This is a genomic window from Mesorhizobium argentiipisi (SeqCode) (genome assembly GCF_037179585.1).
GTDB lineage: Bacteria > Pseudomonadota > Alphaproteobacteria > Rhizobiales > Rhizobiaceae > Mesorhizobium > Mesorhizobium argentiipisi.
Map to the genome: position 1 here is coordinate 207871 of NZ_JAPYKO010000004.1, position 14420 is coordinate 222290.

The 14420-nt window shown below is 62.2% G+C and carries 14 protein-coding genes; all 14 read right to left on the minus strand.

The window, feature by feature from the left end; all coding sequences use genetic code 11:
- The 14 genes from O7A05_RS09005 to O7A05_RS09070 are packed head-to-tail and all read right to left on the minus strand — an operon-like array spanning window position 1 to window position 14414.
- A complete protein-coding gene (locus tag O7A05_RS09005; protein WP_337092635.1) occupies window positions 1-3225 on the minus strand; it encodes a DUF4815 domain-containing protein in 3225 nt (1074 codons plus the stop codon).
- Between the two features lie 2 nt (window positions 3226-3227).
- Complete coding sequence (locus O7A05_RS09010) at window positions 3228-4322, minus strand: phage tail protein (RefSeq protein WP_337092636.1); 1095 nt, start codon at window positions 4320-4322, stop codon at window positions 3228-3230.
- The gene (locus tag O7A05_RS09015; RefSeq protein ID WP_337092637.1) at window positions 4319-5167 is read right to left on the minus strand and encodes a baseplate assembly protein; all 849 of its coding nucleotides are present in this window, start codon (window positions 5165-5167) and stop codon (window positions 4319-4321) included. Before O7A05_RS09015 ends, O7A05_RS09010 begins: the two co-directional genes overlap by 4 nt.
- On the minus strand, window positions 5164-5493 hold the full coding sequence (locus O7A05_RS09020) for a GPW/gp25 family protein (RefSeq protein WP_337092638.1): 330 nt from the start codon (window positions 5491-5493) through the stop codon (window positions 5164-5166). The genes O7A05_RS09015 and O7A05_RS09020 overlap by 4 nt, the downstream gene beginning before the upstream one ends.
- Window positions 5494-5513: 20 nt before the next feature.
- Window positions 5514-6083 (minus strand): phage baseplate assembly protein V, encoded by a 570-nt coding sequence (locus tag O7A05_RS09025; RefSeq protein WP_337092639.1) that lies wholly within the window; start codon window positions 6081-6083, stop codon window positions 5514-5516.
- On the minus strand, window positions 6076-6642 hold the full coding sequence (locus tag O7A05_RS09030) for a hypothetical protein (protein WP_337092640.1): 567 nt from the start codon (window positions 6640-6642) through the stop codon (window positions 6076-6078). Before O7A05_RS09030 ends, O7A05_RS09025 begins: the two co-directional genes overlap by 8 nt.
- A 3-nt stretch (window positions 6643-6645) precedes the next feature.
- Window positions 6646-6975 (minus strand): head-tail joining protein, encoded by a 330-nt coding sequence (locus O7A05_RS09035; protein WP_463150760.1) that lies wholly within the window; start codon window positions 6973-6975, stop codon window positions 6646-6648.
- Window positions 6976-6995: 20 nt separating this feature from the next.
- On the minus strand, window positions 6996-8078 hold the full coding sequence (locus O7A05_RS09040; RefSeq protein ID WP_337092642.1) for a major capsid protein: 1083 nt from the start codon (window positions 8076-8078) through the stop codon (window positions 6996-6998).
- Between the two features lie 33 nt (window positions 8079-8111).
- Window positions 8112-8756, minus strand: a complete 645-nt coding sequence (locus tag O7A05_RS09045; protein WP_337092643.1) for a head decoration protein — start codon at window positions 8754-8756, stop codon at window positions 8112-8114.
- Window positions 8757-8780: 24 nt separating this feature from the next.
- Window positions 8781-10121 (minus strand): S49 family peptidase, encoded by a 1341-nt coding sequence (locus O7A05_RS09050; protein WP_337092644.1) that lies wholly within the window; start codon window positions 10119-10121, stop codon window positions 8781-8783.
- Window positions 10111-11646, minus strand: a complete 1536-nt coding sequence (locus O7A05_RS09055) for a phage portal protein (RefSeq protein ID WP_337092645.1) — start codon at window positions 11644-11646, stop codon at window positions 10111-10113. The genes O7A05_RS09050 and O7A05_RS09055 overlap by 11 nt, the downstream gene beginning before the upstream one ends.
- Window positions 11646-11861 carry a phage head-tail joining protein gene (locus O7A05_RS09060; protein ID WP_337092646.1) on the minus strand — a complete coding sequence of 72 codons (216 nt, stop codon included), beginning with the start codon at window positions 11859-11861 and terminating at the stop codon, window positions 11646-11648. Before O7A05_RS09060 ends, O7A05_RS09055 begins: the two co-directional genes overlap by 1 nt.
- A gap of 4 nt (window positions 11862-11865) precedes the next feature.
- A complete protein-coding gene (locus tag O7A05_RS09065) occupies window positions 11866-13857 on the minus strand; it encodes a phage terminase large subunit family protein (RefSeq protein ID WP_337092648.1) in 1992 nt (663 codons plus the stop codon).
- The gene (locus O7A05_RS09070; RefSeq protein WP_337092650.1) at window positions 13851-14414 is read right to left on the minus strand and encodes a hypothetical protein; all 564 of its coding nucleotides are present in this window, start codon (window positions 14412-14414) and stop codon (window positions 13851-13853) included. Before O7A05_RS09070 ends, O7A05_RS09065 begins: the two co-directional genes overlap by 7 nt.
- Window positions 14415-14420 lie beyond the last annotated feature (6 nt).

A 14420-nucleotide genomic window follows, 5' to 3' on the forward strand; every position in this document is an offset into this window, starting at 1 on the left:
TCAAATCGAGAAGGCGCGAAGGTCGGAAACCGCCGGGCGAGCCGCCGGTGAACCGGTGAGCGTGAGACGGATACGGCCCTGAATCGCGGTCAGGCCGGTCGTGCGGAAAGTCCGCTCAAAGGTGCCATCCGCCAGCACCGTGGCCGACGCCTGCGGCAGCAGTTGCCAATTATCGTCAGCCTTGTCGTAATGAACGGTAAGGGCCGAGCCTGCCGGCAGCTTGGTTTTCATCACCGCGTCGAGGCGGATCAGGTTCCCCATCGTGAACGCGTCGCTGACATAAACGCCGTTGGCCTGCATCGTGCCTTTGATCGCAAGCACGTCACGGCCCATGATTGGCGAAACCTTGTCGGTGCCCGTCAGGATGGCGCGCAAAGCGGCGTTGCCGGTGAAGAACGATTGCCGCTCCCACACCTGGCCGGGCTCGATGCGCACCGGGGTCTCGCCCACGGGCTCGATTTCGAACACGACGCGGGTGTCGCCGGTCGGCAAGAACACCTGTGCTTCCGCGATGAAATCGGAAAGCGAAATCGCGGTGACGGTGCCGAGGGCGATTGTCTTGGATACCGGATCGAACTTCGCCGCGTTGAGGCGGAAAGTCAGGTCTTCGTCTTGGTGCGCTGTCCAGGTCGAGGCATTCGAGGAACTGAAACGAACGCCGATGGTGTAGGGCTGCGCGCCAATCCATTCCTGCCGGGCCGCGTCGAAGCCGCCGCGCGCCGCATAGGAAACCGAATGGTTCGGGTCATTCGTCTTGAGAACGAAGGCGGTTTCAACACCGGCCGGAATGAAGACGGGGGGATCAAAGGTGAATTTGTGCCAGGTTCCGATGATCGCGGAATGCATATCGGTTTCGGTCTGCGCGATGACATCGGTCGTCGGGTAGCCGTTATCCATCGTGACGATTTCGCAAAGCACGGGCTGCGAGGCGTCGCCGATGGCGCAAAACTTCACCTCGATAGAGGCGATGTGCCGGCCCTCGGCGAACATGAAAGATTGCGCCACCGGGTCGGTGCGGCTCCCGCCGTTACCCCCTTGGCCGTTTCCGCTGCCGCCGCCCGTGTTGCGCGGTGGCGGATCACGGAAACGCTGTACGGTCGTGATCTGTTGGCTAGTGCTGATCTCAATGCGGCCCTGGCCGGTGAACTCGGCGGCGGCGCTATCGCCGCCAGCGCCCACGGCGGCGACGTGCTTGGTGCCAGAGGGGACATTCGCCGGAATAGTGAAGGTGCCCACGACCTTGCCGTTGACATCGGCCGCGAGAGGGCCGGCCGGCGTAACGTCGATGCCGTCAAATGTGAGCTTTTGCAGGATTTCGCCGGGGCCGAAGCCGTCGATTTCGAATGCGACATTGATCTGGCGAAGGAAATAGGCCGTTACATCGCGCGTGGACGTGATGACCTCGACATTAGTGACGCGGGAACGATTGCCCTGGCCGAACACCTGGGTAATCGGCGAAAGCGACTCGTCTTGCGTTTCCGTCCAGAAATCTTGAGTAGGCGTCAGGTACATTTTCGCCGGCAGCGGCGCGAATGACTGATAAGGATTGATTTTCGTGCAACCCGTCACCGCCTCTTGCAAGATAAGCGGCTCTTCCGTGTAGGTGAGGCAAGCCGGGGCCGCCATCGAAAAGGCTTGGAAGCTCGGGATGATCGGAATCTGGAATGATCCGTTGAATACCGCCCCGTTCTGCGCCTCGCCAGCATCGCGGTAGCGGTCGTCATTGAGCGGGTCCACGAACACGCCCTTTTTCGCCACAGGCTCACGCGCTGAAATATCCATTTGCAGGCGGGCCAGTGCTATCAGGTCGATGGCGTCGACAAGGCGGTCATACATGCGTTGGAGTTGCCAGAACGGAAGCGACCGCGTGCCGTTGTTGATGATGGCAGGCGTTCCGAACCAATCGTTTTCGACCACGCAAAGCGCCAGCAGCGTGGCAGGCGGGGCCGGCGGCTGCGGTTGCTCAACGGCGGGAATGCCCTTGAGGTAAACGATATTCCCGTCCCTATCGAGACAGATGAGGTCGTGACGCGGCAGATTGAAGTTGTAGCTCACGAACACGTTGCCGCCCGTGACACCGCCGGAAATGGTGATGCCGGTAGGCGTGACAACCGAGGGCACCACGGCGTCGAGGTAACGATAGGTGATATCGAAGGAAGAGCCGGGCGCCGGTTCCGGGCCGCCTGGCGACCAATCGATACGGTCGCCGTTGCGCGTGTAGCTGGCGGGCGAGACATAGGTCGTCGCGCCCTGTTTCACCAGTGAGATAGAAACGACGCCGGTATGGCCGAGAAGGTCAGTCGTGTTCGCCACCGCGCCGCGAACGATGGTTTCGGTAACTTCCTTCGTCACGATGACTTGCGCGACCGAATTGATCGGCGAGCGGTTGAGCGCGATGGTCGCGGTCCCGGTGCCGCCATCGTCAAACGTATGCGGTTCCGAGGCGATGTTGAGAATATCCGGCTCTTCGGGCTGGCCGAAGCGAGTCGCGGTGTTCCGGGTCCGCTTGTATCCGAGGATATTGGCGGTGCCTTCCTCGATAGAGAACCATTGTTTTCCGCCGGACAGGCCGAGGGCCGTTACCCGGCAACCGCGAGCGACATAGTTTTCGTGCGCGTCATAGTCTTGAGCCGCCATTGCGGCGTTAAACCCGGACAGCGAGGGCGGCGGGGTTTGGTCGACAACGAAGCCGTCGCGGATCTGGTAGACGCGATAAAGAGCGCCGGCCTGGCCGTCGCCATTCCAACCCCACACAAGCGAAAGCTCTTCGCGTGCCGCGCCAGGTTCGCCGTAAGAAACAATCGCTTCCTCGTGCAGGCCGAGCAAGGACTCGTCTTCCTCATGTGTCACAACCGTTTGCAAAACGCGAACGCCGACGACGACATCGCCCACAATCGGCAGGCCCGCAAAGCTGGCCTCGTCAACCGGGCGGATATCGCCTCGCACGTACACCTCACCGGCCGCCAGAGTGGTGTCGCCGCTGAACGGGTCCACAATGATTTCGCAACCCTTGCGGCGGTCGCCGTCACTGGCAACCATGTTGCCGATGTTGGTTCGCTTCCTCGCCTCGATAGAAAACGCCTCGTTGAATTCGGCGCCTTGCGCAAATTTGCGCTCGCGCATCAACACCCGCTCGCGCGGCGGGCTAGCCTGCGAACGGTCATAGATATCGGCCAGGTCGGGACGAGTCGCCTTGTCGAAGATCAGATATTGTTCGTTCGCCATTTTCAGATTTCCAATTCGATGGTGACGTGCTGGCGGACTGTCCGCCGGAAGGTGAAGTCGACCGGGACGGCGCCGATCTTCATATCGGCGGGGTCAAAGCCGGGCTCAAAGGCGATTTCTTGCGGCTCGAGCCAAAGCTTGCCAGGCTTCGCGGCGTTAGCGTTGTGAGCGCGGAAAACCAGCCCCACGGAAGCGCATTGCTCGCCCTCGCTATCGCCGAAGTCGGTTCGCGCCTCGACCTGAAAGAACACCTGGCCCGGCGCCGAGTCATGGTTCGCGGTCACGTCCCGAACGGCTACGGGACGGCGGTAGCCGATGACCTGGCCGGCGGCGTCATAGAAGGCCACGTAAACGGACAGGCTGGACAGCAGAAACGACTTGAAGGCCCCGGCATCAGTAACGCCGTTCCATGAAATGCCCGGCGCCGTCCACGGGAACGCACCCCATTGCAGCACGTCGCCGACCGAGACGTTAACCCCGAGGGCTTCGCGCTCTTCCGAGGTTGCTACAATGCTGGCAGTGAGGTCTTCGCCGTGGCTCCACTTCACCGTTCCGCCGTCAAGACGAATGCCGCTGTCGTCACCCCAAAGGGATTCGCCCCATTTCTGTTCGCTCCATTCGAGAGCGCGGACGTTGTAGCCGTGCCAGCCGCGTATGAACGCCGAGCGCGCCGGGTCCGAAATGCCGACGAGATATTCGGCGTCGCGAAGCACTGGCAATTCAGCTTCAGGCACCAAGCCCATGGCGACCTGATAGCGGTTCCACTTCCGGCGCCGTTCGTTCTGATCCTCGATATGGGGCGCGGTGTAGCCGAGCCAGGACAGCGCCGCGAGCACGGCGGCCGGGGTGCCCCGGACACGCTGCCACGGGATGCCGGCGGCAATCACTTCGGCGTCTGTGTCGAAATACTCGGATATCGGGCCAAGGCCGTATTCCGCCACTACCCAGGGCGAGAAGGCGGCGGGGATGACGCCGTATTTCAGGCCAGCGATACCGTCAATGATCGCGCCGAAATCGGGCGTCCTATCCAGTGACATGGATAGCGCGCGCTCAAAGGGCGAAGCGTTCTTTGGGAGAAGGTGAAGCGCCGTCGTCATCGGGAGCGCCCCGCCAGGTTCACGGTGACGGTGCCGAGCGTCGCCGCTTGGTTGTCATTTTCGATGACTGGAGCCGCCGGGGTGACGACCTCGACCCTGGCGACGCCGGGGATATGGACGCGGGCCGAAATCCAAGACGGATTCAGGTCAAAGCCGATTCCGCCTTCGTCAAAGAACGCGGACCGAATGAGCGTTTCCATGCTGTCAAGGATCGCGGCCGGCGCGTTCGGCAGAAGCCACACGTTCAAGACGATGTTTTGCGGCGCCTGGGTAGCCGACACGACCTCGATAACGTCATTGATGGAACGGGCATCGGGCGCCGTCACGGCGGCCGTAACAGCGGCCAGCATGGGCGCATCTGGCACGCCGCCGTTGACCAGCGAAAGCAGGGCGACGCGAAGCTTCGGCCCGCCGTCCACCTGATAAACGGCGACGTCTTTTACCCGGACATCAGCGGTACGGGCGAGGAACTTGTAGCGTTCTTCCGGCCCGCCGGTCGACCGGCCTTGTATCGCCAGGATGGTGCGGCTACGCAATGCGGCGTCCGTCTCACCCACAAGCCGAAGCACGTCATAGAACGCGGCGAGGTGGTCGAGGTCCGAACCAGCGGCGAAGAACAGAAGGTTGGCTTTTGCGGCATCGTTGACGCGCTCGCGCAACACAAGGTCTTGATACGACGACGCCTCAATTACTTTGATCGCGGGATCGCTTTCGAGCAACGCCGAATAGTCCGGGTCCAGCGCCACAAGCTTATTGATCGTAGCTTGCCGAATTTCTTCGTAGGAAAGGGTCGCAATAACCGCCGGGACCGGAAGCCCTTCTAGCGTATATTGCGCCTGGGTCATTTGATGACGATTCCGTTTAAGCTGATGATCTTTCCTTCCGGCAGATATTCGCCGGTTAGACCGAATTCTATAACGCCGTCGCCGAGGGGATTAAACGAAGCTTCCCGCAATCGTAGACGCGGCTCCCACCGGGTGATTGCCTCGGCGAGCGCCATGTAAAGGTCGACCGCGAAATCGGAGTTGATGGGATTGTCTACAAGGTTCGGAAGATCCGAACCGTAGTCGCGGCGCATCACCCGGGTGCCGATGCGGGTTGAAAGTATGTCCGTGATTGATTGCTTGAGGTGCGCGAGGCCTTCAAGCGGCTTGCCGGTGACGGCGTCCATTCCGAGCATAGCGGTTCCCCTTACGCCACCGGGCCGGTGTTGCTGCCGCCAGGCTCAACGCCGGTGTGTTCGTGCATGTTGGAAATGTCTTTGCCGTTGTGGGTAAGCGTGGCGGACTCAATGGCGATGCCGCCTGGCGCCTTGATCTTGATATCGCCGCCGGTGGCATGGATCGAGGCCCCGCCCTCGATGTTGAGGGCGTAGCTGCCGCCCTCGGCGACGTCCATCTTGTAGGCCTTCGCATCGTGGTCGTACTCAACGACCGTGCCGTCCGGGTAAATGGTGCGGTGAATGTTGCCCTTGTCCGCCGCTTGCTTCGCCTGGGTAGCGATAGAGCCCACAATGACGCCCTGTGAGGGGTCGCCCGAGGGCGAGACGATAACCACCTGTTCGCCCACGTCGAGGCTGTCATAGGACCGCGTTTCGCCAGCCCGAGCGCTGGTAAAGGGTAGCCAGTCGCTTTCGAAGCGGCCGGCCTTCACGCGGTAGCGCGCTTTCGCGTGGTCGACCTGCGAAACCTTGCCCACAATGACCGAATTGGACACGCGGCGCTCAAGGTCCGTGATGTCCTTTTCGCGGCGCTCAAGCATCGGGCATCGCTCCCGTTACATCGGTGTAATCGGGCTCATGGCCTATGCCGGTTTCAGGATCATAGCCGAGCATGACGGTCGTCGGGCGCCGGCCCTCGACCTCTATCAGTTGCGTGTAATAGACCACGTCGAAGGTTAGGACCGAGGTCCACAACGCAACCTCGGCCGTTTCGGCGAAGGCTGTAACCGTTGAATTGATCGTGCACCACTCGACAAGATTGCCGAGCGTCGGGTTTGCGTGAAGCCAGTTTTCAACCTCAAAGGCGCAAGCGTCCACCGCCTCGGCGCCGTCATCGCCGACCGCGTAGCACTCGACCATGAGCTTGAGAAACCGGCGCCTAACGCCGCCGTCATGGCGATAGTCCGGGTCGATGACATCGTCGCCGGTGTAGACCACTACCACGGGCATGATGCGCGCGTCGGCGGGAAAGTCTCGGCTGTCATAGACGCGGGCTTTGGCCGCCGTAGGGAACACCGGCGGCGTGCTGGCATCGGGCGCCGCAAGCAAGGCGGCGGCGGCGGCACGGATGAGCTTTCGCGGGTGCGGTGCCGAGGCCATCGCCTATTTCTTTCGCAGATGCAGCTTTGTGTTTTTGGACGAGTCCGCAAAGGTGTCGATGACGCGGAAAACGCCCTGGCCGGAAATCGTCACTTCGTCATCGGGCAGCGGGTCGAATCCGAGGTCAGCGTTGCGCACGTCCAGCACCGGAATTCGGGACGTGGTGGACACCTTGCCGCCGGCCTGAAGCTCGGCGTGTTCGTAATCGAAGATTGCGATCAAGTCCGGCTTTACTTCGCCAGTCTCGGTACGCCTGTAGATGACGGCCACGGCCTCGCCGAACGTATCCCGAACTATGCCGGTCATATCGTCTAGGAGGCCGTGCCAATCCATGGGAGTAAGCCGCCGCCGGATTAACCGGCGGCCGTGGCCTTCGCGGTGAGCAGCATTTCCGGCCGCGTGCAGATGTACAGCGGATAGGAATAGACCTCGGGGCGAACCCAAAAGTTGCGCTTCTCGTCGCGGATCATCATCGCGTAGAGCGGGCGGCCGAGGGTGTTGACCATGTCGAAGGCCTCACCCGGCGCAAATGCCTTCTGAAAGACATCGGGCGCGTTCATCGGGAAGAACTTGCACTTGGTCGACTTGATACCCAGGCCGGCCTTGGTGCCCGGCGTGCCGGCATCGCTGAACGAGTCGCTGCCGCGATAGTTGATGAACAGAATACCGCCGTAGTCGAACACCGCATAAGAGCCGGCGTTGAACACGCTCTGAGTGGCAACGCCGAAGGCGCGGGAAAGGGTCTGCGCTTGCGAGGTGTTCAAGTAGATCTCGCGAACGGACTTGTGGCCGGTGAGCTTGTCGAAGAACGCGTCGCCGGCCAGGCCGATAACGCGGGTGCCCATCGTCCAGGCGCCCCGGCTGGCTTCCATCATCGTGCGGATGATGGCGCGGCACTTCTGTTCGACGTCCGTGGTGGCGGTGTCCAGCGCGAAGTCGATTTCATCGGGAACCGCGATTCCCCACTCGGAGAACCAATCAACGATCACGGTGCCGTCAGCGTCCAGAACCTTGCCCTGCAGCGCGCCAAGCTGCATGTTTTCCCAGGTCAGTTCCACGTCGCCGATAAGGCGCTGTTCGTAGCGGCCCACGTAACCAATCATGGTTTCGAGTTCCGACTCGGTGCCGAACGCGCGCATGTTCTGAATTTCGGATGCGCGGATGGTGTGGCCCTTGGCGATACGGCTGGTATCGTACTTGCGGATCGAGCGACCATCCCGCTTGCCCTCTTCCAGCGGCGAGCCGCGTTCCGAGGTCTGAATGATGCTCAAGACGTTGCCGGCGCGGCGCTCGACCGAGACGTGTTCCGTCGAAATCGGAACGTCCGTGAACAGGTTCATGGACCCGATCAGGTTCGGCTTGAATTCGTAGTCTTCAAGCGCCACGGTCATAGAGACGGCGGAAAACGCGTCGTCGTTGAAGATGTCCATATGCATAGGTGCGGTTCCTCGTTTTCCCCGTCGCTGTTCTTAGCGAACGATGATTCCCTTTTTGCCGAGCGCGGCGATTGCGGCGGCCTTGTTCGTGTCCGAAATGCCCACCGGCCAGACGAGTTCGAAGTCGCTGACTTCGGATTCGCGGACGGTAAGAACCGCCTTCTGATCGGCGGTGGTGGCGTCAACGTCACCGAACAGAATGGCGGCGGCATTCTGCGAACCATCACCGGCGGCCGGATCAAGCTTCTTGAACTTCTTGGTGCCGGCGGCGACCGTGATGGTGAAGCCGTCACCCGCAACCATCGGGGTCGCGCCGGCCGTGATGGTGAAGCCGAGGTCGTCGGCATAGGCCGCGCCGGTGGCGCCGGACTTGATCTTGAAGCCGTCCGGGTCGGTCACGTCGAACTTGGTAGCGGCGGTAAAGTCCACCTTGTAGACGCCGGACTTTGCGCCAGCGCCGGTCGTCACCGCCGAAATCGTGGCGTTGCCGGTGTTGCCGCCATTGGCAGCGGCTACGGCGGCGCCGACCCCGACCTGGCCGAGCACGGTTCCATTCAAGAACTTGACGTTGCCGGTGAGCACGCCAACCTCACGCGAGCGCATGCCGCCGGTTTCGCCGGCCGACTCGCTGATGATGTGGGCGCCGATGCGGCGGCCTTCGGTGAGAACGGTAGACATTGCGAAATTCTCCTGTTGCCGCGCTTACTTGCGCTTCATTGCCTTTGCCCACGCGCTGGCCTTGCCGGCCGCGTCGAGAACCTTGCTCGTTTCGGCCTTGGCCTTCGGGGCCGCGATGGGCGAAATGTTTTCGCCGTCGCCTGCCGCTGCCGCGTCCAGAACCTTGGAGCGGGCGTCGGCCACGCTCATTTTCGCCTTGATGGCCTCGCCCACGTTGAACGTGACGCCGAGGCGGTCGGCCTGGGCGGCGATGGCGGCGAGGCCTTCGCAACGCGCCGTCTCGGCGGACAGAAGCCTTTCCATTTCCTGGGCGGCTGCGGTGGTATCAACCGCTGCAGGGGCCGCCGGGGCGGGTGCCACGGGGGCCGGCGCCGGGGCCGGGGCGGGCTCGGGCTCCACAACGGGGGCCGGGGGAGTCTGTGCAAGAACCTTGGTCATAAGCCCTACCTTCAATCTCGATTTTGACGACGCTTGAGGCGTAACCGTTTGCATTTCGTCAACGCTATTCGCGAACGCTTCCAAGGCTTCGTCGAATGTGCCGGACTTATCAGCCAGGCCAGACTCAACCGCTTCGGCACCGCGAAACATGCCTGCTTCCGTAGCACGGATCTTATCCGCGTCGATTCCACGATGTTGCGAAACAAGCTGCACAAACATTTCGCCGAGGGCGTCAACATCGGCCTGCAATGATGCCCTGGCGCGGTCGCTCAACGGCTCATGCGGGTTGCCGTCCGCTTTCTCGGCGCCGAAGAAAATGTAATTCCAGCGAACGCCGGCCATCTTGTCCGCTTCGCTCACGTCCACATGCGCGGCCAGACAGCCAATTGAACCGACCTCGCCCGTGGTCGGCACCCATATTTGCGAGGCCGAGCTAGCGATTGCGTAGCCGGCCGAGGCCGCCACTTCGTTGACATGGCACCACACCGGTATGCCGGTGGCTTCGCTGGCGCTGCGAATGAAGCGCGCCAGGTCAAAGCATCCGTTCGCCTCACCGCCGGGGGAATCAAGCTCAAGCATGAGCCCGCGCGTCGCGGGGTCGTGCATGATTTCAGTGACCGCATCGGACAGCGCGGAATAGCTGGTAAGGCCGGACTCGGAGTCCAGCCAGGAACCGCGCCGTATCAGCGTTCCGAGCACCGGCAGAACGGCGATACCGTTGTCGGCCATATAGCCGCCGCTTCGGAAGGCTCGCCCTACGCCGCCTCGGGCCTCGCGTTGCGGGCGCGGGATATCGCTGACACTCACCGCCATGCCGTCAAGGATGCGGGGGCCAATCGCGGTCAGGATGGTGTTCGCCTTGCCGCGATGGATGAGCAAGGGCGTATCGAAAAGCAAACTGGCGACTAGCGGAAGGTCACGCGGCATTTGGGATATCCTCCGGCGGGTCGTCTTCGTTGTCAGCGGGGTCGTCGTTCGCGGGCGGCGGCGGCGCGCTCGGCGCGGCTGGCGGCGCGGTTCCGTCCGTATCGAATACAAGCGGGGTCTTCCGCCCCGCCGCCTCGGCGCGCTCTTCCTCGATCTCGTCGTCCACGTCTTCGCGGTCATAGCCACGTTCGGCAATGGATTGCGTGCGGCTCTTCAAGCCGCCCTTGATCGCTTCCCTCTCGGCCGCGATGTCCTTAGCCGGGTCAATCCATTCCTGGCGCGGCGGAAGGTGGTCGCATGCCCAATATTCGGTCGGGTCTTCGTCATAGCCGGGAAGCTCGATAAGACCGGCCATCACGGCGCGCTCAACGAAGGCAACCCACACCGGGCGGCAAAGCTGAAAGATCAGCGTGTTGTTCTGCCACTGCGAAACGCGGCGGCGGAACCGGATAATGTCGGTGCGGACGTTGGCGAAATTGCCCTTGGTCATATCGCCGGTGACGTAGGAATATGGCACCCCGAGGCCGGCGCAAATCTTCAAGATGGTGCGATACTGGAACGCCTCATAAGACCCACCCACCTCGGCCGGCGCCGAAAATTTGATGTCCTTATCGTCGCCGAGGTCGATGATTGCGCCGGGTTCCATGCCGGCAATCGGCGTTTCGTCTTCGTCTTCGTCTTCGTTCACAGACATGGGGTTTTCACCCCGGCCGATCAGGAACGCGGTAAAGAGCGCGGCGTTTTTCTTGCGGTCGATTTCGGCGTCGTCGTAGATCTCAAGACCGAAGATTTTGACCAGCGCGCGGGCGATTCGGGGGACACCGCGGATTTGCCCGCCCTGGCGCCCGTCAAAGACGTGGAACACCTCGGAAGCCGGCACGCGGACGCGGTCGCGTGCGTTCGCGGAGTTCGGCGGCCGTTCATCGGTCGGGTGATAGCGCCAGAAATGATAAGCGACGCGGGCGCCGAGCAAGTTGAATTCGATGCCGGCGACCACGAAATTGCCGCCAGGTAGCGAGGCGCTGAATCCCATGTCCAGCATTTCGGTCGTCAGAATCTGCAACTGAAAAGGTACGGTCCACATATCGCCAAGCCGGCGATTGCGAAGGCGCACGAAGCACTCGCCCGCTAGATAGGCCTCGCGGGCGACCTTCTCTTGGATGCCGAAATAATCGGTATTGCCCTCGGCGTCCGCTTCGTCCGTCCACTTCAAGAACAGGTTGAGCAGCGCCGCCTTTGCGGCCTTCTTTCCCTTGAAGCGGGGGCGGGGCTTGATGCCATCGCCAACGGCCTGCGAGGCCCATTCGTCCACGGCGTTGCCGGCGTAACCATCGTTTTCGTAAAGCCAGCGGCCACGGGCGACCAAGGTCGGGCCGGCGGCTCGGATGGCAACATTGATATGGTTGCGGGACGGGTTGAAGCCGCGCAAGCGCCGGCCGTTGCCGGCCGCCTCAAATGAGTTCGTGCCGCCGCCCGCCACGCGGAAAGCATGAGCTACCCGCCGGATGCCTGTAAAAATGCCCATCAGTAGCCCCGCCGAACGTCAAGGTAGAACACGCGCTTTCGAGGCCGGCCCTCGGCGGTGGCAATCTCGTCGTTGATGCCAGCCAGGGCCGACCTCAAATCCTCAATGCTGCGATACTGCACGCGCTTGTCGCCGTGCTGGACGATAAGCGCGCCCGAGCGCATCGCCTTAAGCAGCGCCGCCTTGGTGGCAATGAGAATTTCCAAATCGGTCATGACATCACATGTACGGGCTAGCGACGACGCGACGCCGTTTCCGGTGCACTTTACCACTCGCCCGAGGCGGCTGAATTCCAGCATGTTGCGATTCGTCCGCCGGCTCGGCCGTGGGCGGGGCCTCGGGCGCGGGCGCCGGTGCTTCCGGGGCCGGCGGCAGCAGCGCCGGTGCGGGCTCGGCGGGGGCTAGCCTGCCCTCGACCTTGGTGGCCTCGCGGTTCAAAACGATGCCGGCCGCGATCAACCCTTGCAATGCGGCATAGGCGTAGACGCGGCAGTCCAACGCCTCATTCCTGGCGTTGTCCGGCTTCCACCAATACACGTCTTTGAAGCCTTTGACGTACCGGGTTTTCTTCACCTCGGCCGTCATCTGATCGAAGTATTCTTTATCGCGTTCCATCGGGAAGTGACAGGCGCCGGCCCCGCTCACACCTGGCCCCGTCTTCTCGAGCCGCTTGGTTATGGTTTCCTTCGCGCTGTCCACGCCGATGGGGAAAAGGTTGATCCGGCCTTTGTTGTTTCGCGTCGGCTTTTTCGGCCACACCGGGCGCCTGCCGGCGTAACCCTTGATACCCCAAATGCGGCGGCCCTCGCGCGGCTTGACGAAGCGGTAAACGTCTTGCGTGTTCGCGCCACCGGTGTCGACCGAGGTGGCAGAAATCGCCATGCCACTCGGGAAGGCGGGGTGCGGGAAGCGCTCGCGCAAATAATCGTCAAGCTGATCCCAAACCTCTTGTTGAGACGGGTCGCCGTGGAAGACCTTGTAATCAAGCGACCACGATTCCTCGTCGCGTCCCCATCCCACGGTTTCGCATTCGAGGCGGTCGGGCTGCACGTCAACGCCGGAAGTGATGAGGGCGACGCGAGCGGGGCAGCCCGTGAAATCTTCGCGCTTCGAAAGCAGGGCCTCGGGGTCCGCCTTCTCGCCGCTGAGGTCTTCCCATGAATCGCCTAGAACGGTGTTGACGAAAATCTGTAGCAGCGCGGGGTCGTCTTTCGCCGCCAAGAATTCCGAGACGCATTCGGACCATTTGAACCAAGGCGAGTAGAGCGCGGAAAGGTGATAGCTTCGGACGTTCGGCCGGATCGGCGTCGCGGTAGGAACCCATTCGGCGCCGCAGTCTTCGGACAGCAGGAACTTTTTGCGGGCTTCGGTGTGGCGGTGCTCGCAAAGCTCGCCGGTGTCCGGGTCCGCCGCCTGGCAAACGAAGGCCGCCGTTTCCGGTCGCCCCTTCTCCCATTTGATCGCGGCCCACATGATGGGCTGCAGGGTGCCGCACGCCTCACACTTCACGTTGTAATAGCGTTGGTCGCCGTCCTTAAAGGCTTTCTCGATACGGCTATTGATCTTGAGCTTTGGCGAAGACGTGATGAAAATTTTGCGACGCGGGAAGTTCGCCGTTCGCTTGATCGCGAGCATGGCGGGGTCGCCTTCGTCATCCGCCGATGCGGGGTAGGCGTCGACTTCGTCCAGCACCAAGCGGGACACCGGCGAGCCGCGAAGGCCGGAACCCGAGTTCGCGCCGGCCATGAACAGGGCGCCGCCGTCAAAGTCCTTTTGCTCAATCGTGTTGCCGCTATCGCGCGCCCGAGCTGGCTGTATCTTTTCGGAGAGCACGGGGCTTTCCGAAATCATCGGATCAATGCGCGTCTTGCTGAACTTTTTCGCCATGGCGATAGTCGGCAGGACGTACATAATCGGGCCGGGCGAATGGTGGATTGTGTAGCCGACGAAGTTGAAGCCAGCTTCCGAGGCGCCGATTTGCACGCCCTTCATGAGCGCCACGGTTTCAACCGCCGAATAGGTGGACAGCGAGTCCATGATTTCGCGGAGGTACGGGGTGCGCGAGGTCCGCCACTTGCCCGGTTCCGACGACGCCTTCGAACTTAGGAAACGGTGTTCGTCCGCCCATTCCGAAACGGTGAAGGGCGGGTCGGGCTCAATGGCCGCAATCCCTTCCTCAAACAGGTACTCAAAGGCGCCCTCGCTTAGCACGCGGAGTCCCCGAAGGTTCCGGCGTCCAGCGGTGCCCGCGTCTTGGCAAGCTCGGCCAGGGCGACGCGCATGTACCCTTCAAGCGCACCGGCGAGTCGCACCGGGTCCGCCTCGACCTCGGCCGCGATATCCGAGGCGTGGCGGTTTGCGAAATTCAGCATGGCGGCGCGGAAGACCAGCATAAGCGAGCGGATGGCGCGGCGCGCTTCCTCGCGGTCGACCGTGGCTTCCTTCAACCGCTCAAGGTTGATCTTGGCGGCCTCAAGATCGACGGCCATACGCTCAACCTTGAGGTCGTATTCGCTGTTTTCCTCGGCGCCCTCGGCCGCCTCGCGAAGCTTCGATGTCTTCGCCGCCGGCTTCCGGCGTTGCTGGTTTGGATTGCTATTTGCAAACCATTGGACCCGCGCTTTGACCGCGTCGACGGAACCGTCCGCCAGGATGACCCCGGCCAGGCTTCCGCGCTGTACTCTTTGCCTCACCGCGTTAGGCGTAACGCCCATTTCTCGGGCAAACGCGGCAAGGCTGACACCCTCAAGGTTTTTCCGGCCGCCCACTTTTTT